The sequence below is a fragment of the Streptomyces carpinensis genome, from assembly GCF_002154505.1.
In the GTDB taxonomy this organism is placed as follows: domain Bacteria; phylum Actinomycetota; class Actinomycetes; order Streptomycetales; family Streptomycetaceae; genus Streptomyces; species Streptomyces carpinensis.
Map to the genome: position 1 here is coordinate 62,855 of NZ_MUBM01000016.1, position 19,342 is coordinate 82,196.

Annotated in this window: 10 protein-coding genes and 1 pseudogene; 6 read left to right on the top strand and 5 right to left on the bottom strand. The window is 70.5% G+C overall.

Translation table 11 applies throughout. The features are described from left to right. The first annotated feature begins 419 nt into the window (after positions 1-419). On the top strand, positions 420-923 hold the full coding sequence (locus BZY54_RS50720) for a hypothetical protein (RefSeq protein ID WP_158103802.1): 504 nt from the start codon (positions 420-422) through the stop codon (positions 921-923). Between the two features lie 315 nt (positions 924-1,238). On the opposite strand, the gene BZY54_RS02825 is transcribed toward BZY54_RS50720, so the two are convergent. Both BZY54_RS02825 and BZY54_RS02830 read right to left on the bottom strand, forming a co-directional pair. Beyond that, positions 1,239-2,600: an MFS transporter gene (locus BZY54_RS02825; protein WP_086722805.1), complete on the bottom strand. Its 1,362-nt coding sequence runs from the start codon at positions 2,598-2,600 to the stop codon at positions 1,239-1,241. Between the two features lie 585 nt (positions 2,601-3,185). After that, a complete protein-coding gene (locus tag BZY54_RS02830) occupies positions 3,186-4,697 on the bottom strand; it encodes a glycoside hydrolase family 71 protein (protein WP_086722807.1) in 1,512 nt (503 codons plus the stop codon). A gap of 360 nt (positions 4,698-5,057) precedes the next feature. Here BZY54_RS02830 and BZY54_RS54640 point away from each other — a divergent pair, with 360 nt between their 5' ends. The 3 genes from BZY54_RS54640 (at position 5,058) to BZY54_RS02845 (ending at position 12,477) form a co-directional block, all read left to right on the top strand. Continuing rightward, positions 5,058-7,781 (top strand): CBM96 family carbohydrate-binding protein, encoded by a 2,724-nt coding sequence (locus BZY54_RS54640; RefSeq protein WP_086722809.1) that lies wholly within the window; start codon positions 5,058-5,060, stop codon positions 7,779-7,781. A 121-nt stretch (positions 7,782-7,902) separates the two neighbouring features. Further along, the gene (locus BZY54_RS02840) at positions 7,903-8,622 is read left to right on the top strand and encodes a hypothetical protein (RefSeq protein WP_086722810.1); all 720 of its coding nucleotides are present in this window, start codon (positions 7,903-7,905) and stop codon (positions 8,620-8,622) included. Between the two features lie 576 nt (positions 8,623-9,198). Then, positions 9,199-12,477: a GH92 family glycosyl hydrolase gene (locus BZY54_RS02845; RefSeq protein WP_086722890.1), complete on the top strand. Its 3,279-nt coding sequence runs from the start codon at positions 9,199-9,201 to the stop codon at positions 12,475-12,477. A gap of 170 nt (positions 12,478-12,647) precedes the next feature. Here BZY54_RS02845 and BZY54_RS02850 read toward each other — a convergent pair whose 3' ends face one another. Then, positions 12,648-13,796 (bottom strand): NAD(P)-binding domain-containing protein, encoded by a 1,149-nt coding sequence (locus BZY54_RS02850; protein ID WP_208640525.1) that lies wholly within the window; start codon positions 13,794-13,796, stop codon positions 12,648-12,650. A gap of 281 nt (positions 13,797-14,077) precedes the next feature. Between BZY54_RS02850 and BZY54_RS02855 the strand changes: the two genes are divergently transcribed. Further along, positions 14,078-14,851, top strand: a complete 774-nt coding sequence (locus BZY54_RS02855; RefSeq protein WP_086722812.1) for an enoyl-CoA hydratase-related protein — start codon at positions 14,078-14,080, stop codon at positions 14,849-14,851. Between the two features lie 114 nt (positions 14,852-14,965). On the opposite strand, the gene BZY54_RS02860 is transcribed toward BZY54_RS02855, so the two are convergent. Both BZY54_RS02860 and BZY54_RS55265 read right to left on the bottom strand, forming a co-directional pair. Beyond that, positions 14,966-17,341, bottom strand: coding sequence for a family 43 glycosylhydrolase (locus tag BZY54_RS02860; protein ID WP_244216923.1), 2,376 nt, complete (start codon positions 17,339-17,341; stop codon positions 14,966-14,968). Positions 17,342-17,535: 194 nt separating this feature from the next. After that, a pseudogene (locus BZY54_RS55265) lies at positions 17,536-17,731 on the bottom strand (IS1380 family transposase); the annotation flags it as partial. A 177-nt stretch (positions 17,732-17,908) separates the two neighbouring features. On the opposite strand from BZY54_RS55265, the gene BZY54_RS02865 reads away from it, so the two are divergent. Then, positions 17,909-19,273, top strand: a complete 1,365-nt coding sequence (locus tag BZY54_RS02865) for a family 43 glycosylhydrolase (RefSeq protein ID WP_086722814.1) — start codon at positions 17,909-17,911, stop codon at positions 19,271-19,273. Positions 19,274-19,342 lie beyond the last annotated feature (69 nt).

Sequence of the window (19,342 nt, forward strand, 5' to 3'; positions counted from 1 at the left end):
CTTGAAGAACGCAAGCCGCCCCAAGTGGGTCACGAGCGCGGGCCCGGGACCCTTTCTGACACCGCGTCGGTGACCCCGCCCAGGTGGTCGACGGCGTCGAGTGCCCTGGGACGTGCAGGTACCGGCCACCCGCCGGGACGAGGGCCGCCGGTGCCCGCACGTGAACACTTCGCCCGAAACATCGCGGCCGACGATGAGGCCGGAGGCGGGATGCCGAACGGAATCAAAGGTTGCGGGCGGCATCCCGCCGGGCGTCCCGCTCGGTGCGGCGGGCTCAGCGGAGACGGAGCCCGAGCCTGAGTTCGTGAAGCAACCGGCACCACGCGAGACCACAGCCACCCATCTCCCCATCGGACAGCAGGCAGCGGCGTTCCGTCCGCGCTACACCATTCGACGGCTTGTGCCCGACACCATGCCATTTGCGCTATGACATTCCTATTTATTCCACTATCCAGGTGCTGGAGCTGCCCTCACCGAAGACGGGCGTCCCCAAGTCGAGGAGAGTGGAAACGATGACGACATTGCCTCGATGGCGATCTGTTATGGCGTCAGCGGCCGCCGCCGCTGCGCTCTTCACCGCACCACTGGCAGGCGCGACGACAGCCTACGCCGACGGCCATCCCCACAACCCACAACCCACACACGCACCTCACCACGAGCACGGCTCCGACAAGCACGGCTCCGACGAGCACGGCTCGGACGAGCACAGCTCCGACGAAAACGGCTCGGACGAGAACGGCTCGGACGAGAACGGCTGCCCCGAGCACCGCTGCGACAACGACGAACAGCGCCCGGACAAACCGCGACTCGCCGACACCGGTGCCGACCACACGCAGGAAGTGATCCTGGGCAGTGCGGCCGCCGCTCTGATCGCAGCAGGTGCCGGCACCATGCTGATCGCGCGCCGCCGCAGCAACTCATAGCACCGTACCCAGTACATCCACCGTCCTCCTGGAGCGTCCCGGTCGAGCCCCCCCGTGTCCCCCGGCACGCCGGCGCGTCCACGACCCTCCGGGCAGGAACACGCAACCGGCCGCCGCCGCCATTCAGCGGCGGCGGCCGCGTGGGCCAGTCACACCAGTCCACTCACCCGTCACGATCTGTTCGCGCACGCGGCACAACCGCCGCCCACCCCACAACCACCCGCGCATCACCGCAGAGGATGGCTGGATCGCCGGCAGGCCGCGAGCGGTGCAGCGCTCGGCACCGGCTTCGTCCAGTACACGCCGTCCGGCGCCTCAGTGGGTGCCCGGGGCCGCCTCCGCGGGGGCGAGTCCGCGAGGGCCCGCCGTGCCGAACGCCTGCCGGTCGAGCGCCGGTCCGGCGACCGGGACCTCGATCTCGACGACCGGCTGTTCCGGGGCACCCACCTGGGGCACCGTGCCGGACGCCGTGCCCGTCGTGGCCGCCACCACCGCGGCCGGGGCGCCACCCCGGCGCCGCACCGCCCCGGGGCCGAGCGGCCGGCCGCCGGTGTGCAGGGCGACCGCCGTCAGCGGCAGCACGAGCAGAAGCAGCCCGGCGCCCAGCACCAGGCCCATCGCCGGATAGCCGGCGCCCGCGGACAGCAGGCTTCCGACGAGCGGGCCGCACGCGGTGCCCAGCGAGGACGCGGACCCGGCCAGCACGGCCCAGCGACCGCGCGCGTCGAGGGATGCCGCCAGCCCGATGAGGTACGAGAGGACGACCGGATAGACGGTGTTCCAGGCGATCTCGCCGGTCGCGAACGACGGCAGGCCGTCCGCCGAGGCGCTGACCACGATGCAGCAGGCGATCAGCGCGGTCCCCGCCCCGATCGGTAGCGCCCGCCCCAGCCGCGCCCCGAGCGCGCCCGCGCCGATGACACCGAGCAGTCCGGCGCCCAGGGCCGTCGCGAAGACCGCGCCGACGGTGACCTCGCTCAGCCCTGCCTGATGCAGGCCGATCCGGCCGCTCACGCCCCACAGCGAGTTCTGCGCCATGGACCAGAACAGCATCGAGCCGGCGAGGACGAGCCCCGAGCGGCGGTAGGGGAGCCTGCCGCGCGGCGCCGCCGTGTGACCGGGGCCCATGGCATTGGCGAGCCGGCCCGTCGCGGGCCACACCAGGAGCGCGGTCAGCGCGATCGCAGCGAACGGCAGCCCGTGTCCGGGCCCGAGGTGCGGGATCGTCAGGTACACGGCGCCGGCGAGCGCGGACACGCTCAGCAGCCCGAAGGTCGAGGTGCGGTGCGGGTCGCGCTGGGCCGCGATGCCCGAGGCGGCGACCGTCGTCGCCGTACCCGAGCCGAAACCGCCCGTCATCGCCCCGGCGACCACCACCGGCACACTGTCGGACAGGGCCGCGCAGCCGAATCCGAGCGCCGCGAGCAGCAGCCCGGAGCGGGCCAGACGCCGCGGCCCGAACCGCTCGACGCGCGCCGCGAGCGTGAAGCCCGCCGTGGCCGAACTCAGGAGCAGCGCACTGCCGACGAGCCCTGCCTGTGCGGGCCCGAGGCCCAGCCGGTCACCGAGGCGGCCGACGACGGTGGGCAGCAGATAGGGCGCGAGGTAGCCCGCCGTGAATAGCGCTACGAGGGGCCAGGAGGAACCGCGCGAGAGCGCGGGCGCGGGGGAGGACACGGGCGTTCCAAGGCATGCGAAAGCGACAGGAGGAAGGGTGGAGCAAGAGAGGGATGGGCGACCGTCGACGGACAGGAACGCGCGCCAATTTGTATCAAGCGTGGGCACGCGTAAAAAAGGCAGGGCAGCGTGATCTAGGTCATATTGCGTTTGGCGTCGAGAGCCCTGGGCAAATGTGATGCTCCGTCTGGCTCGATCGGGTGCGTTCGCGCAGGTCAGCGACGATTCGTTGGCGAGGTGGGGAGCCGCGGTCGGCGGCCGCCGACGGGCGCCTCGAGGCCGAGCCGTGCGGGCGCGGCGGGATGCGCCTCCTCCGGTCCGCGCGCGATCACGGCCGCCGTTGCCGGCGGAGAACCGCACCAGGAGCTCGACGGTCGTCCGGTCGACGTCTCCGGCGTCGCAGACCGGGCACAGCTCCAGATGGATCCGCCGCCCCGGCCCGCCGGCCTCCGGGTTGGTCTCCGACCGGTGCGGACCCGCCGTGCCGGCCGCGGCCGAACGGGGCGTCCCACCCCGCACCGGCCTGGGACGCCGGGGCCCTCCGGCATCGGGTGTGGTCAGGGACCGGCTGCGGGCTTGGGGACACTACCGGCGGCTGGAGACCGCGTAGTACTGGAGGTCCTGCACGGTGACCGTGCGCCGTACCGGAAAGCCGGTCGTGACGGTGGCGACGGTGTCTCCCGTGCGGCGCACCACGGCCTCGGCGCGTCCGGGAGACAGGGGCAGGTCCTGGGCGTGCACGCCGACGGGAACCCGGTAGGTGTGGGGGGTGGTGCCCACCCGCGCGGAGACCGTCGCGGGCGCGGTCAGGAAGGTCAGCAGCTCCACCTGGTCGCGTGGGAGAGCGGTGCCCGGGCGTGGGCGCATCAGCCACCGCTGGAGCGAGGCGGCACCGGTGTCCGCGAACTGGACACGGGAGGTGACGTACACGGTGTCGCGGACGATCTGCGGCCAGGCCCCGGTCTTGAAGCGGGTGAGGTAGTACGAGGAGATGTCCAGGTACGTGTGGCCGTTGTGCAGTGAGGGGGCGAACTGGCTGCCCTCCGAGTAGTCGTTCCAGGTGGTGAGCTGCACCCAGTCGGCACCGTCGGAGATGGCGTGGTTCCAGGTCGACCGCAGGGTCGCGGTGTTGCCGGCCTCGTCGTAGACCCCCTGGTTGGGCCGGGCGTCCTGCACGGACACGGCCTGCATCCACTTCTTGCCCAGGGAGTGGGCGAGCCGGATGTCGCCGGGAACGTTGTTCTGGCGGGTGTAGCTGCGGCTGCCCCAGGACGAGAAGGCGTAACTGATCGGGGCGAACCGCTCGGCGTTCGAGCGGAAGTCCAGGAAGACCGGGACGAGGGCGGTGGCGATGCCGTGGTCGCGCAGCCGCGCGATGACCTGGCTCCACCAGGCGGGGTCCTGCTCCTCGGCCTTGAACGGGGAGACCACGAGGCGTCCGTCGGCCAGCCGGTGGGCGGACGGTGACTCGGCGAGCACGGCCAACTGGTCGGCCAGGGTCCCGGGGTCGGTGTGCAGGGAGGTCATGTCCGGCATCAGCACGATGCGAAAGCCGGGATCCACGCGGTGCGCGGCGCGCAGCAGCAGGTCGACGCGCTCACGGTTGGGGCCGGTCAGGGAGAGGATGTCGACGGTGAATCCGTCCAGCCCGGCGTCCCGGGCGGTCCTCACCTCCCGTTCCAGATTGGCCAGTTGCCAGTCGCCGCTGGTCGGCTTCACGGGCAGCGGCCGGTCGCGCAGCAGTCCGCCGTAGGCCGCGTGCTTCCCCTGCTCACCCTGCGGTGTGAGGTAGTTGCGGGCGTAGTAGTCGTGCTCGGCGGGCTGGTTGTCGAGGGAGAGTGGATACGGGGGGAAGTAGTGCGCGAAGACCAGATGCGGGCTGTCGCGCAGCAGGTGAGGGCTCGGCAGGTCGAAAGGAAGCGCTGCGGTGCTCGTACGCTCGGTGCGGGGCTCGGTGTCCGTCAGGTCGATGGCCAGCCCGGTGCCCGTGATCAGTGCGATCAGCAGCAGACCGGCCAGGGCGCCGAGCACGGTGCGTCGGCGGCGGCCCGGCGGCCTTCGATGGTGGCTCGTCGGAGGAGCGGCGTGGTCCGTCATGGGTGTCCTCCACGGGCGCCGATGGCTTCCGGTGCGAACTTTAGTGCGCCGGGTGGCCCGGTGCGTGGCGAGCCACACCGTACGGGCTGATTCGGTCGTGATCGCCGCCCGTCGGAAGGTCGTGGCGCCGAGCCGGTCGGCGTCGTGGGACCGGTGCCGCGGTACGCCCGGGACGCATGCGGTGGCCGAGAAGGCGGCGAATCTCCCTCCCAGATGAGTCAAGTGCGTTCAACGGCGTGTCATGTACTCGTATGGTGCACGGAACAACAACACATACGTGCGAGCCCGTTCGGATCTGGGGAAGACCGGCGGGCTCGTCAAGGCGGGGGCCTGTGACTGGGCCCCGGAGCCGGGGGGTATATGAGAAGATCCAGGCGGCTGAGCGCCGCCCTCGTCCTGTCCACCGCGGCCGGTCTGGGCCTGGTGGCCCTGCCGCAGCCGGCCGCCGCGCTCACCCCGCCCGTCGCCTTCACCGCCGACGACCTGCCGACCTGGCAGACCAACGGCATCGTGTGGGCCCTGGCGGAGGCACACGGCACCGTCTTCGCGGGCGGCACTTTCTCGCAGGTGCGCCCACCCGAGGGAGGAGGCGGCACTGCTCAGAACGCGGTGAACTTCGTCGCGCTGGACGCGGCGACCGGCGCTCCCACGTCCTGCACGCTGTCCTTCACCATCGGCAGCGGCACCGCGACCGTGCGGGCGCTCGCCGTCTCGCCGGACAAGAAGACGCTGTACGCGGGCGGTTACTTCGGCGCCGTCAACGGCACGCAGGTCAGCAGCCTCGCCGCCATCGACATCGCCACCTGCACGCCCAAGGCGAACTTCCACCCGAGCGTGTCCGCCACCGTGCGGGCGCTCGCCGTCACCGACGACACCGTGTACCTGGGCGGCGACTTCTCATCCGTCGGCGGCACCGCGCACGCGCGGTACGCGGCGGTGGACGCCACCAGCGGCGCGGTCAAGCCCTTCCAGGCCGACGTCGACGAGCCCGGCCGGGCCGTCGCGGTCACCCCCGACGGCAAGAACGTCGTCCTGGGCGGTGACTTCTTCACCGTCAACGGCGCGAACTCGCACGCCCTGGCCGTCGTCGACGCGACCACGGGCGGCAACGTCCGCACCTATCCGGGGTTCATCGAGACCAACTCCGTGGTCAAGTCGATCGACACCGACGCCACGGGCTTCTACACCGGCAACGAGGGCACCGGCGGCGGCGTCTTCGACGGCCGTATCGCCCTCGACCTGTCCACACTCGACCAGCGATGGCGCGACACCTGCCTCGGAGCCACCCAGGCCGTCAAGTCCTACGAAGGCGTGGTCTACAGCGCCTCGCACGCGCACGACTGCTCCAGCGTCGGGGAGTTCCCCGACGGGCGCCGCCACCACCTGCTCGCGGAGCCGACGACCGGCACCAACAAGCTGGGCTGGTTCCCGGACACCAACGACGGGCTGGGCGAGGGCATCGGCCCGCGCGCCATGGTGATCTCCGAGACCTCCGACAACAAGTACATGTGGGTCGGCGGCGAGTTCACCACCGTGAACGGCTCGCCGGCCCAGGGCCTCACGCACTTCGCGGCCTCCCCGGACACCGGCGCGCCGTCGGTGCCGTCGGTCAGCGCCGAGTCCGTGAAGCCCACCGAGACCCACGTCCGCTGGCGCGCCGCCCTCGACACGGACGACACCAGGCTGACGTACAAGGTCTACCGCAACGGCGGTGCCACGCCCGTGTACACCGTGGACGGCGACTCGGTGGAGTGGTCGCGCCCGCAACTGTCGTTCACCGACAAGGGCGTCACCGCCGGCTCCACCTACACCTACCGGGTGACGGCCACCGACGGCGCGGGCAACACCTCCGCGCTGTCCGCCGCGACCACGGTGACGGTGCCGACGTCCGCCCAGAAGTACGCGGCGAAGGTGCTCGACGACGGCGCGACCCTTTACTGGCGCTACGACGAGTCCGCCACTCCGTTCGTCGGCGACACCTCACCCGGCGACCAGAGCGGCATCCACCTCAACGGGCCCTCCCTGCGCCAGACCCCGGCGGCCGTGACCGGCCCGTCCACCGCCATCGGCTTCGACGGCACCAACCAGCAGGTCTACAGCGACAAGCGCACCACGGTGCCGAGCCGGTACTCGATCGAGACCTGGTTCAAGACCACCACCGGCCGGGGCGGCAAGCTCGTCGGGTTCGGCAACAACACCACAGGGTCCAGCAGCAACTACGACAAGCACGTCTACATGCGCAACGACGGCCGGCTCGTCTTCGGCGTGTGGACGGGCACCGCCCGCATCATCACCTCGCCCGACAGCTACAACGACGACGCGTGGCACCACGTCGTCGCCACCCAGGGCGACTCCGGGATGGCGCTGTACGTGGACGGCGACCAGGTCGGCACGCTCGGCGAGACGACCAACCAGAGCTACAGCGGCTACTGGCACGTCGGCGGCGACAACCTCAACGCCTGGCCGGACCAGCCCTCCAGCAACTACTTCGCCGGGCAGATCGACGAGACCGCGATCTACCCGTCGGTGCTGAGCGCGGCTCAAGTGCAGAGCCACTACACCGCGGCCTCGGCTCCGGCGGACAGCGTGCAGACCGTCCGCGCGTCGGACGACACGTACGTCAACGCAGGTGCCACCGGCACCAATTACGGCACCTCCTCCTCGCTGGCGGTCCGCGGCAGCGCGGCGTACGAGACGTATCTGCGCTTCGACCTGCCGTCTGCCCCGGCCGGGACGGTGCTCAAGAGCGCGCGGCTGGCGGTGAAGACCACCACGCTGAGCAGCGCGGGCAGCACGGACGACATCTCCGTGCGGCCGGTCACCGGAAGCTGGACGGAGGCGGGGACCACCTACGCCTCCAGGCCCGCCGTGTCCTCCACCGTCGTCGGCACCCTGAGCGGGGCCACCGACCTCTCGACGGTCTACTCCGCGACGCTGGACACCGCGGCGCTCTCCCCCGCCCTGGGCGGCTCCTACGACCTGGCGCTCACGAGCACTGGCACGGACGCGCTGTGGCTGTGGTCCAGTGAGGCGTCGGCCGCGGAGAACACCCCGCAGCTGGTGCTGACCTTCGGGGCTCCGTAACCCTCACCGCGTCCCTTGTGCGGGGCACCGGACCACGTTCCGGTGCCCCGCACACCCCGCCTGGGCCGCACCCGTTTGTGGCCGCCTCCATACCCAGGCCCGCCGGGCCGCAGGAGCCACCATGCACACTCGTACCCTTCGGCCTCTTCGGCGCGACGCCGCCGCCGGCGCCGTCGCTCTCACCGCGCTTCTCGTGCTCGCCGGCTGCAGCTCGGCGGGCGACACGGATGCGAAGCCGAAGTCCCCGCACCGCATCTCCGACGAACAGGCCGCCGCCCTACCCGACGACCAGGCGAGCCCCGCGCCCCAGGGCCCGTCGGCGTCCTCCAAGGGCCCGTCGGCGTCCTCCAAGGGCCCCGTCCTGCCCGACGCGCAGCTCACCCCGGCGACCGGTTCCTTCACCGCCAAGGAGAAGAAGTACCTGCACGGCCGGGTACCCCGGAACATGGATCCGGCCGCCGTGCTCCAGGCCGGCCAGGAGACCTGCCAGCGCTTCGAGCGCACCGCGGCCCACGACAAGGACGCCGCGATCGGCGCGCTCATCACCAAGGAGGTGCCGACCGCCGAGGCCGCGATCAAGCAGCTCTGCCCGACGCTGCAACCCCTGCTGAGCGCCGCCGCGACCGGCTTCGCCGACGGCGCCCGCAAGAATCCGGAACCGGGCACCTACCGGGCGCTGACAACCGCCGAGAACTGCACCTGGAAGGCGCTGGGCTCGGGCGACAAGGTGCTGGCGTCCGGCCCCGGCCCGGGCGGCGCCAAGAAGGTGACCGCGAAGGTCGCGGCCGGGACGCGCACGTTCGTGTCGTCGGGCTGCTACGCCTGGCTGCCGGTGCGGTAGCCGTCCGCGGCACGGAACCGTTCCGGCGTTCACGCCCGCAACGGGGGAACACCGCCTTCCCCCCAGCCGGACCGCGGACTCCATCCGTCCGGGCGCCACGCATATGCGCTCGGTGAACTGCGCCCCACCACGAGCGTGCGCCGCTGGGGGGGACGGTCGGGGTGCTCGAGCCGGCGGGTCGAACCTCACTTGCTCCCAAGGGGCTTGAAGGTCCACCTTCCCGCCGGCTCCGATCGTCCCGCCCGCCGGCCGACGCCCTCATGAGCGCTGTCGTGGCCGACGGCCGTTCGGGTGGCGTGCGCACGAGGGTACTTCGCGGTCCTCACACCGCCCGCCACTCTGGGAAACACCGAACACCCTTGACACCACCCGACTACGGAGGGAGCATCCTCGCGTTCACTGACAACGTTGTCGGCAGTCCCGACGGAAGGCGGACGCGCCTGTTCTCAGCGCGCCTTGATCCACCGTCAGGCAAGAAGGGCAGGAGCCGTGCCAGGCTCATCGATACGTCAGACTCATGTAGGGAACCGGACCCGTCCCAGACGGCGCGTTCTCGCTACCGTGGCGGCGGCCGCCATGGCTGCCGCCGCGACGGCCATGACCGTCACGCCCGCCTCGGCGGCAGCGGACCGCGGCGAGGTCAAGGACCCGGTCTCCTACGTCAACCCGCTGATCGGCTCGTCCAACGCGGGCAACACCTACCCCGGCGCCGTCCAGCCGTTCGGCATGCTGGCGTGGAGTCCGCAGAACTCCCGCGGCAATCAGGTCTCGACCCCCGCCCCGGGCGGTTACCAGTACAACGCGACGAAGATCCGGGGCTTCAGCCTCACCCACCTCAACGGCGTCGGATGCTCCGGCGCCAACGGCGACATCCCGATCATGCCGTACGTGGGCGACGTCGACTCCTCACCCACCGCCGACACCACCGACTCCAAGTACGCCAGCACCTTCTCCCACGCCAACGAGACGGCATCGGCCGGCTATTACAAGGTGGGCCTGGACAGCGGCGCCTCCGCCGAGCTGACGGCCACCCCCCGTACCGGCTCGGGCCGCTTCGGCTTCCCCGCGGACAAGCCCGCCAGCATGCTGTTCCGTACGTCCAACTCCGAGAGCGGCAGCACCGCCGCCGACGTCCAGGTGAACGCCGCAGACAGGACCGTGACCGGTTCGGTCAGCGCCGGCAACTTCTGCGGGCCGCAGAGCGCCAACAACCGCAAGGACCTGTACACGCTCTACTTCACCGCGCACTTCGACACGCCGTTCGCCAAGTCCGGCACCTGGACGGACGGAAACCTGCAGCCGGGCTCCACCTCCGCCAAGGGCGGCACGGGCTTCACCTCGTCCGGCAACCCGGTGGCCGGCAAGGGCTCAGGGGCGTACGTCACCTTCCCGTCGGGCACCACCAAGGTCCAGGCGAAGGTGGCCATCTCCTACGTCAGCCCGCAGAACGCGGAGGCCAACCTCCGTGCGGAGAATCCGCCGGCCAAGACCTTCGGCGCCGTCGAGTCCCAGGCGAAGGCGGCCTGGAAGCACGAACTGAGCAAGATCCAGGTGAGCGGCGGCAGCGACGCCCAGCGCTCCACCTTCTACACCGCGCTGTACCACTCGATGCTGGAGCCGACCCTCACCAGCGACGTCGACGGCCGCTACCTGGGCGCCGACCGCAAGCCGCACAAGCTGGCCAAGGGGCAGAAGGCGCAGTACGGCACCTTCTCCGGCTGGGACCAGTACCGCGCCCAGGTGCAGCTGATGACCCTGCTGAACCCGAAGGCCGGCAGCGACTACGCGCAGTCCCTGTTCAACTACGCCAGCCAGCGGGACGGCGAGTGGGACCGCTGGCTGCTGGAGAACGGCAAGACCAGCGTCATGTCCGGCGACCCCTCCGACCCGGCGCTCGCGAGCATCTACGCCTTCGGCGGTCATGACTTCGACGTCAAGGGCGCTTTGAAGTCGCTGGTGACCGCCGCGACCGTGCCGACGGCGAACGACTCCGACAGTGCGGGCTGCAACGTCGAGTGTGTCGGCCAACGCCCGGCGCTCGGCGAGTACCTGACCCTGGGTTACGTACCGTCCGACGGTTGCCACTGCTGGGGCGGCGCCGCCGAGACGCTGGAGGACGCCGCGGCCGACTACGCCATCTCCTCGCTCGCCGGCCAGATCGGCGACCACGCCGACGAGAAGAAGTTCCTCGACCGCTCCGGCAACTGGACCAACGTCTTCGACCCCAACGCCACACCGCAGGGCGGCTACATCCGCGACCGCAAGGCCGACGGCACCTGGGCGGGGACGTTCACCCCGAGCACCGGCAGCGGATTCGTCGAGGGAACCAGCGCCCGCTACACCTGGATGGTCTACTCCGACGTGGCAGGACTCGCCAGCGCCATGGGCGGCGACGACGCGGCCGTCGCCCGCCTCGACTCCTTCTTCCGCACCCCGGACGGTGCCTTCGACTTCTCGGCCAAGGACGGCACGCGTTACGACCCGACCAACGAACCCGACATCAACGCGCCTTACCTGTACGACTACCTGGGAACGCCGTACAAGACGCAGGAGACGGTCCGCGCGGAGATGGACCAGCTGTGGAACGACAGCCCCGGCGGAATCCCCGGCAACGACGACGCCGGGACGATGTCGTCCTGGTACGTCTTCTCGGCGCTGGGCATGTACCCGCAGGTGCCCGGCCGCGCCGACATGGTGCTCTCGGCGCCGCTGTTCCCGCACGCTGTGGTACACACCGGCAACGACAAGACCATCACGGTCAACGCGCCCGCGGCGTCGGCGGACAACATCTACATCCAGAGCCTGAAGACCGACGGCAAGAAGTCCGACAAGCCCTGGGTGCCCGCCTCGTTCGTCACCCACGGCGGCACTCTGGACTACACCCTCGGCTCCAAGCCCGACACCTCGTGGGGCAGGGCCAAGGCCGACGCCCCGCCGTCGTTCCCGGGCGGCGGAGTGAAGTTCTTCACCGGCCTCACCCCTTCCAAGCTCAAGGCGGAGCCCGGTGGTGACGCCGTCGCCGCGACGGTCAAGGTGCAGGCGCTCCAGGACCAGGACACCGAGGTCCACTGGACTGCCACACCTCCGGCGGGCATCACCGTGACACCCTCCCAGGGCGACTTCACGGTGCCGGGTGGTGGCTCCGTCAGCGCGAAGGTCTCCGTCTCGGCGGCTGCCGGGACCAAGGAGGGCTTCTACACCATCCCGGTGACGCTCACGTCGTCGTCGGGTACGGCGCTGCCGAAGACGTCCGCATCGGTGACCGTCGCCGCCAAGAACAGCATGCTGTGGAACGTCAACAGCAACGGCATCTCGGCCGACGACACCAACCCGCAGGCCAACTTCGACGGTGAGGGCTGGAGTTACTCGGCCACCGCCCTCGCCGCCGCGGGCGTGGAACCGGGTGGGACCGTCTCCTCCGGTGGGTTCAGCTTCACCTGGCCCAAGGCCGCCGCCGGTGATCCCGACAACATCGAGGTCGTCGGGGGCGGTCAGACGCTCGCCGTGCCGGCGGCCGACGGTGCCACGAAGCTGAGTTTCCTGGGCAGTGCGGCTGAGGGAGCGGCGAGCGGTACGGTGACGCTCACGTACACCGACGGCACTACCCAGCAGGCCGAGATCGGCTTCAGCGACTGGACGCTCGGTGGCGGTTCGCAGACGCCCTCCTTCGGCAACACGGTCGCCGTCAAGACCGCGTACCGGGACGTGCAGGGTGGCGGCAAGGACCCGGTGGCCACGGACGTCTTCACCACCGCGCCCATCGCGCTGCAGGCGGGCAAGCAGCTCGCCAGTGTGACACTGCCCGCCACGACGAACGGCGGCGTGATCCACATCTTCGCGGTGGCGACCGCCTGACGACCGGTCCGACCGGTTGCGGCCACGCCAAGGCCTGCTCAGCCCTGCGAAGGGAGGAGCAGGCCTTGGTCAGGCCTTGGCCCGGTGCGCCGTGGCGGCGCGGAGTTCGGCGCCACGCAGTACGCCGGCCGGGCTTCTGTATGTCTCCTGGTCTGCGGTGTGTCGTCGGCTCAGCGGGACTCAAGCGCCCGCAGGAGAACCGTTGAAGAAACCGGTGCGGCTTTGACGAAGCCGAAGAAGGGGCCGAAGTCCTGGGTGGCGGTGAAGCCGGTGAGGTAGAGGCCGGGCACCGTGCTCTGGAAGCCCTCGTCGAGTACCGGGAAGCCGTTGCGGGTGGCGATGCGGTCGAGGAGGCCGGCCAGGTAGGGGACGCGTGCGAGGTCGGGTGCGTATCCGGTGGCGAACACTATGTGGTCGACCTGCAAGGTCTCGCTGTTCGACAGAGTGATCCGCGGGCAGCCGCCTCTCGCGTCGCCGTCCACGTGAGCGACCTGGCATCGCGGCCAGACGTGGACGGCGGGAGAGCTCAGGCGCGGCGGCAGCCATGGTTCGAGCGTGGCTCGTCCGGCCTGCCGGCACCGCTCGCGGACAGCGGCTTGCTCCGTGGGCGCAAGGCGGCGCCACCAGCCGTCCACGCGCAGCGTGCTCTCCACATAGTCGTCGAAGAAGTCCCAGTTCACGGCCTCGAAGCGGGGCACGGGATGGCGGTGCACGACGTCGACGCGCTCCGCACCGTGCTCACTGATCAGCGCCGCCCACTCGTACGCGCTCTGCCGGCCTCCGACGATGAGGACACGCCGTCCCGACAGCGCGTCGAAGGAGATCAGATCAACGCTGTGGGCGGCGCGGCCGGGCACCACCTCGGCGGCCCAGTCGGGGAGCGATCCGAAGTAGCCGACGCCCGGGGCGGCGACCACGACATCGCTGTGCACGCGTCCGCCTCCGGAGCATTCGGCCTCGAATCCGCCGTCGTGCCGGGTGATGTCCGTGACGAATTCCTCCCGGACCTCGATCTGTTTCGCGTCGCGGAACCAGTCGGCGTAGCCGAGGAAGACGGCGACGGGGATCGGGGCGACCTCATCGGTGCCCAGGCGCCGCTCGTCCAGGTAGGCCCGCAGGGTGTGCTCCCCGGTGGCGTCCAAGTGCCAGTCGGGACCTGAGCGCAGGAGCAGCCCGTCGGGCATGTGCTCGCGCCAGAAGCCCATCGGCCGACCGACCGTGATCGTGTCGATGCCGTGCTCCCGGGCGAGCGCGGCCGCGGAGAGGGCGAACGGGCCGGCGCCGACGATGAGCATGCTCGTGGAGGTGGTGTCATGCACGATCCGGCTCCTGTCCCCGGCTTCGATGTGGACCCGCACATCGCGTGGCAGGCGGCTCGTCGACGTCCCAGCGTCACCGGCTTCCAGGGTGACGTGATCTTCGCCGGGGCTCTCACACCGGATGACGGCCCCACTTGTGCCGAGCATCTCTCGATGGTGGACATCGCCGCAACCCAAGGCCCGCCGAGCCGGCAGGGCCCGGTGCGGACGCCGCGATTCCCGGCTCGCAGGGGAGGTGAGGAGTCGGGGCGCGGCGTATCACTCCGGCGTACGGTGGGGTCATGGCCTCGTACGAGCACCTCACTGTGGCGGCTCGAGGACAATTCACCTGGGTCACCCTGGATCATCCCGAGCGCAGAAACGCCCTGAACTGGAGCATGCTCCAGGACCTGCACAAAGCCCTGACCGAGGTGGCTGACTCCTCGGCCACCGGCATCGTGCTGGCAGCGAACGGCCCGGTGTTCTGCTCCGGGCACGACTTCGCCGACGTGCTGGCCGCGGACACCGACGACATCCGCGGACTGCTCGAGCTGTGCACCAAGGTGATGCGACTGATCCACTCTGTGCCGCAGGTCGTGGTTGCCAGGGTGCACGCACTGGCCGTGGCCGCCGGATGCCAACTGGTGGCGACCTGCGACCTGGCGGTGGCCGGAGAGTCCGCCGGATTCGCCCTCCCCGGGGGCAAGGGCGGCTGGTTCTGCCATACGCCCGCCGTTCCGGTGGCCCGCTCGATCGGGCGCAAAAGGCTCATGGAGATGGCCCTCACCGGCGACGTGATCGACGCCCGTACCGCCGCCGACTGGGGACTGATCAATCGAGCGGTCCCCGACCGGGAGCTGGACGCGGCCACCGAAGAACTGCTCGCCCGCGCCACCCGCGGCAGCCCGGCCAGCAAGGCGCTGGGCAAAGAGGCCCTCTACGCTCAGCTGGACCGCCCGGAGACCGACGCCTACGAGATCGCCTGTGAAGTCATGGCCGTCTCGTCCCAGTCCCCCGCAGCGCGCGAAGGCATCGCCTCCTTTCTGGAGAAGCGCAAGCCCGAGTGGCCCGAATGAAGGTGGCCCCCGGTCTTTTCACACCGGTGAAAAGACCGGGGGTGGGCGCGCTCCGGCCCGCCGGACCGGAGCGCAGTGAGCCCGGGGCACCCCACCCCGCGGTCGGACTGCGCGTCAGCTGTTCGTCCCACCTCCAGCAGCTCGGGTTCCAGCACCCTGCGCCATGTCGTAGGTGTGCACGTAGTCGAACTTGGCGGTGGCTCCGGCGGTGTTCATGGACACGAGGCCGATGCGCAGGTCACCCTGGTCGGACAGCGACCAGGTACCGCCCCACTCCCAGTGTTCGCCGTCGGTGCTCGATGCCATGCGCACGTCGTACTCGTCGTGCGCGACGTCATGCTGGACGTACAACCGCAGCCAGGTCGTCTCCGCAGGGGCTGCCCCGAACATCGGGCCGTTGGCCACGGCGACTGGCGGAGTGGCCGTCGGGCGCTCTGCTTCCTTCCCGAACTCCGTCTGGTGCAGAAGCTGGCCGGCCTTGCGGTTGAGCGGCAGAACGGAGTGCGCCAGCTTCAGGTACCGGTCGTCGTTCTGGTAGAGAACCAGGCCGGCCTGCTGAGAGGCCCGGGTACCGTCGAAGCCGAGCTTCGTCTCGACGAGGTAGTCCGATCGGGGAGCGTCCCGGAGCAGCACCGAGGCTGTGTCGCTGCCCGTGTACAGCTCAGCGGCCTGGGTGGGCCACACCAGCCGGCCGTCCTCCAGCCGCGGGCCCGTCGCGGGCTGCCGCACCCACGACCACGCCGAGTCACCCGTTCCCGGCATGCCGGTCCCTTCGAACTCGTCGGAGTATCCCGTGAGCAGCCTGCCCGGCACCGGATCGGGAACGCGTTCGGTGACTCGCCGAGCCGCGGGGGCGGCGCTCACGTTGTCGACGTCGCCACCGCGACGCGCGCTCACCGCGATCGCGCCGCTCGGAGTCGCCCTCCCGGGTGCCGTCGCCGTCGTCACCGCCAGCGGATCGATGAGACCGTCCTCCGACACCGACGCCGTGACGTGATCGCCGACCCAGTCGAGCGTCAGCACCTTCCAGCTGCTCGCGTCGAACGTCGCCGGCAGCGGAGCGGCCGAGCGGACGGTCGTGTCACCGTGCGTGACTTCGACGCGGAGCTCGCCGGCCTGGGAGTCGAGCCACGCAACGGCGCCGTTGCGCCCGTTGACGCCGGCACGGAGCCCGACGGTGCCACCCGCCGATGTCCGCACGTCCGCCTGTGCGCGCAGATCCCCCTCGACACGGACCTTGCTCGTGAGCGTGGCCCCATCGCCCAGACGTGCGAAACGCCCGGCGTCCGTCTCGTCGCCGACGACGGCCGGTCCTCGGGACACCCAGGCGCCGAGCCCCGAGGCGAAGCTGTCGTCGACGGGTCCGGTCGTCACAGGGGCCGCTGCTCCAAAGACGCTTGCGCCAGCGCCCGCGTTGGCCACTGGCCAGCCGTCGATCCAGTCCAGCCGATCGATCAGCATCGGGCGCTTGGAGAGCTTCAGTTCGCCCGCGCGCGACTGCACCGGAGGGAAGTCGGGGTCTGCGTTCGAGATCCCGTGATAGACGATCCAGTCCTGGCCCGACAGATCCGTCTGGACCGCGTTGTGCCCCACGCCCGTGAACCCGTTGCCGTTCGGGGCGAGAACGAAGCCACCCTTGCTCGAGAGGCTCATCAGGTCGGTTCCCTCATCGTCCTCGAACGGGCCGGAGGGGCTGCGACTACGCCCCACCTTGACGGTGTAGCCGCTGAACGCTCCGTCGCAGCAACCGCCGTCGGAGTACATGAGGTAGTAGAAGTCGCCATGCTTGGCGACGAACGCGCCTTCCATGCGCCGCCCCTGGGCGACCTGGGTGACGGGGCCCGTGAGTGCGGTCGCATCGGCGTTCGTCCTCGAGACGCAGATGACGTCGTAGCTACCCCAATAGAGGTAGTGGGTTCCGTCGGTGTCCGTGAACAACGCCTGGTCGATGTTCCCCGTCGGGCAGCCGGCCACCGCGGCGCTCGGGACGAGGAGACCGTGCTGAGTCCACGGACCTGTCGGCGTCGGCGCCGTTGCCAGCGCGATGCCCCCGGTCGAGAGCGCATACGTCAGGTAGTACTGACCGTCGACATAGCGGATGTCCGGCGCCCAGGCGCGCGAGTTGCTCTGCCAGAAGGCAGGAATCGCGTCCGGCGAGACGACATCGCCCACGTACTTCCAGTCGACCATGTTCTCGGAGCGGAGTACGGGGAGGATGTGTTCGCCCTCCTCACCCGCGCTGTTGAAGATCGGGTTCGTCGTTCCGTATGCGTACCACGAGCCGTCCTTGCCGCGGATCATCGTCGGATCCGGGAACGTGTCCACCACTCCGGCGGTCACCGGGTTGGTGTAGGTCGCGGCGGACGGCGATCCGGCGCCGTGGGCGGTCATCGCGTTGGCCGGTGCGACGGCCGAGACTCCGCCGGCCAGCAACACGCCGGCTGACAACGCCGTCGCGGCTAACCGTGCCAGTCTTCCTCGCAATCCCATGAGTATTCCTTCCGCATCGAAGAACCCGCGCCTGCGGCGCAGCGAGCGCAGGAACGACCGAAGTCGCCCTCCGAGCTCATGCAACGGATTTCTGATTTTTCCGTCAAGGCGTCGGCAGAATGGAAGTCCCGATGGGCGTCTATCGCGGAATGCGGACATCGCCGGAATGCGGTTAATGTCGGTCGGGGTGGTCGGGTGCGCGGGCGGTGACCGACAGCCGGACAGGGCCAGCGGTCATGGAAGTACCAGGTCAAGGGACGTGCACCCGCGACGAGGCGAGCGGGGACGGCGATCAGGTGGCGGCGGACGGTTCCGGTGCGCGTCCCGACGTGAAAGACGGAGGCCAAGGCGCCGAGCAGCGCGGGTGAGATTGCGAGCGAGGGCGGCAAGGATCGGCCGGAGCGGCCCGGATTAATTAATCCGGGCCGCTCCGGATTAATTCTCCGACCTGTTGACGAAAATCGGAGACGGTTCGCATGCTGGGCTCAGTGCATTCAGAAGATCTCCTGTTGAGCTGCTGCGCGCGCCGATGCCGGCGATCCGGGACGACGAAGGAGAGTGTGATTGATGAACACCGGTCCCCAGAACGGGTCGCCCATCGGCCGACGGGCGCTGCTGGCCGGGGCGGCCAGGACGGCCGGTGCGGCCGGCCTCGCCGGTGCGTTCGGATCGCTGGGCGCGGCGGCGCGGGCCGCAGCCGCGGACGGCACGGCGAGTGGGCGTCACCCGTCGAACTGGCCCGACCTCGAGCCATACGGTCTCGCGGACACCCGCATGGACCTCTGGCCACGGGAGGACAACTCCTTCGTCCTGCCGCTCGAGCTGCGCCCGCGCGACGAGGAGCTCGGCCGGGTCTGGATGCGCGACGCCTACGTCAACTGCTTCAGGGTCGCGGGCCGCCGCCCGCTCTACGTCGCCACCGGCACCACCCGCGTACCCGGCCTCGACACGGCCGGCCCCTGGAACGACGGGATCTTCCTGTGGACGGCCGCCTCTCTGCGCGGCCCGTGGCGCTTGGCCGACACGACCGGCATCCGGCCCGGCGCCGAGAAGGGCAAGGTCTGGTCGCCGGAGTTCGCCGGCGAGAACCGGCCCGGGCGCACGGTCGTCGCGCCGTGGCAGGAGTACTGGTACGACGACCGGTTCGGCAAGCGGGGCAACGTCTGGGCGCCGGAGGTGCACTACTTCCGGGGCACCTGGTACATCGTCGCGTGCATGGGCGATCGCGCGCACAAGGTCGGCTCGTTCCTGCTGGTGAGCGAGGGCGGCGTCGAGGGACCGTACCGGCTCGCCGAGGGCAACCTCGACAAGCCCTTCGGCGATGCGCTCCCCGACGCGCCGTACATCGATCCCGGGGCGCGTTTTCACATCGACGGGGGCATGTACACCGAGGGCGACGACGCCTGGCTGGTGCTGCACAACAACGTGTACGCCCGGTTCCGGGACGACATGGAGGACATCGTCCCGACGACACACCTCCCGGCGTTCCAGCAGCAGCCCTACGCCCCTGAGCCCTACCTGGAGGGCGCGTCCGTCTTCAAGCACGGCGGCAAGTACTACCTGGTGCACGCCGCGTGGGACCGCACCTCGACGGCCGGGGACGGCAGCATCCGCTATGCCTACGACACGGCCGCCCCCGGCCGGACGCAATACCACTACGACGCGATCGCCGCCGTCGCCGACCGCTTCGAGGGCCCGTACTCCCGCCGCTGGACCCTGGGCGTGGGCGCCGGCCACAACAACATCTTCGCGGACGCCGGCGGCCGGCTGTGGGCGACCTTCTTCCGCAACCCGAACTTCGGCTACTGGGCCGACCCGGCGCGCATCGCCGACGCCGCGGTGCCCGGCGTCGTCCGCCTGGAGTGGACCGGCCCGCAGGGCAACCGCCTGTACGTCCGGCGCCCGAGCCGAGGCCATGCCATCAGCGAGTGAAGACCGAAGGCGACGTGATCTCCCCGTGCGGTGCGTCAACCCACGCATCGCACCGGCTGCTTGATCCGC

Excerpts from the sequence above, each read along its gene's own strand:
- BZY54_RS02830 (WP_086722807.1), bottom strand. The coding sequence starts at position 4,697 with ATGACGGACCACGCCGCTCCTCCGACGAGCCACCATCGAAGGCCGCCG.
- BZY54_RS54640 (WP_086722809.1), top strand. The coding sequence starts at position 5,058 with ATGAGAAGATCCAGGCGGCTGAGCGCCGCCCTCGTCCTGTCCACCGCG.
- BZY54_RS02840 (WP_086722810.1), top strand. The coding sequence starts at position 7,903 with ATGCACACTCGTACCCTTCGGCCTCTTCGGCGCGACGCCGCCGCCGGC.
- BZY54_RS02845 (WP_086722890.1), top strand. The coding sequence starts at position 9,199 with ATGGCTGCCGCCGCGACGGCCATGACCGTCACGCCCGCCTCGGCGGCA.
- BZY54_RS02855 (WP_086722812.1), top strand. The coding sequence starts at position 14,078 with ATGGCCTCGTACGAGCACCTCACTGTGGCGGCTCGAGGACAATTCACC.
- BZY54_RS02860 (WP_244216923.1), bottom strand. The coding sequence starts at position 17,341 with ATGGGATTGCGAGGAAGACTGGCACGGTTAGCCGCGACGGCGTTGTCA.
- BZY54_RS02865 (WP_086722814.1), top strand. The coding sequence starts at position 17,909 with ATGAACACCGGTCCCCAGAACGGGTCGCCCATCGGCCGACGGGCGCTG.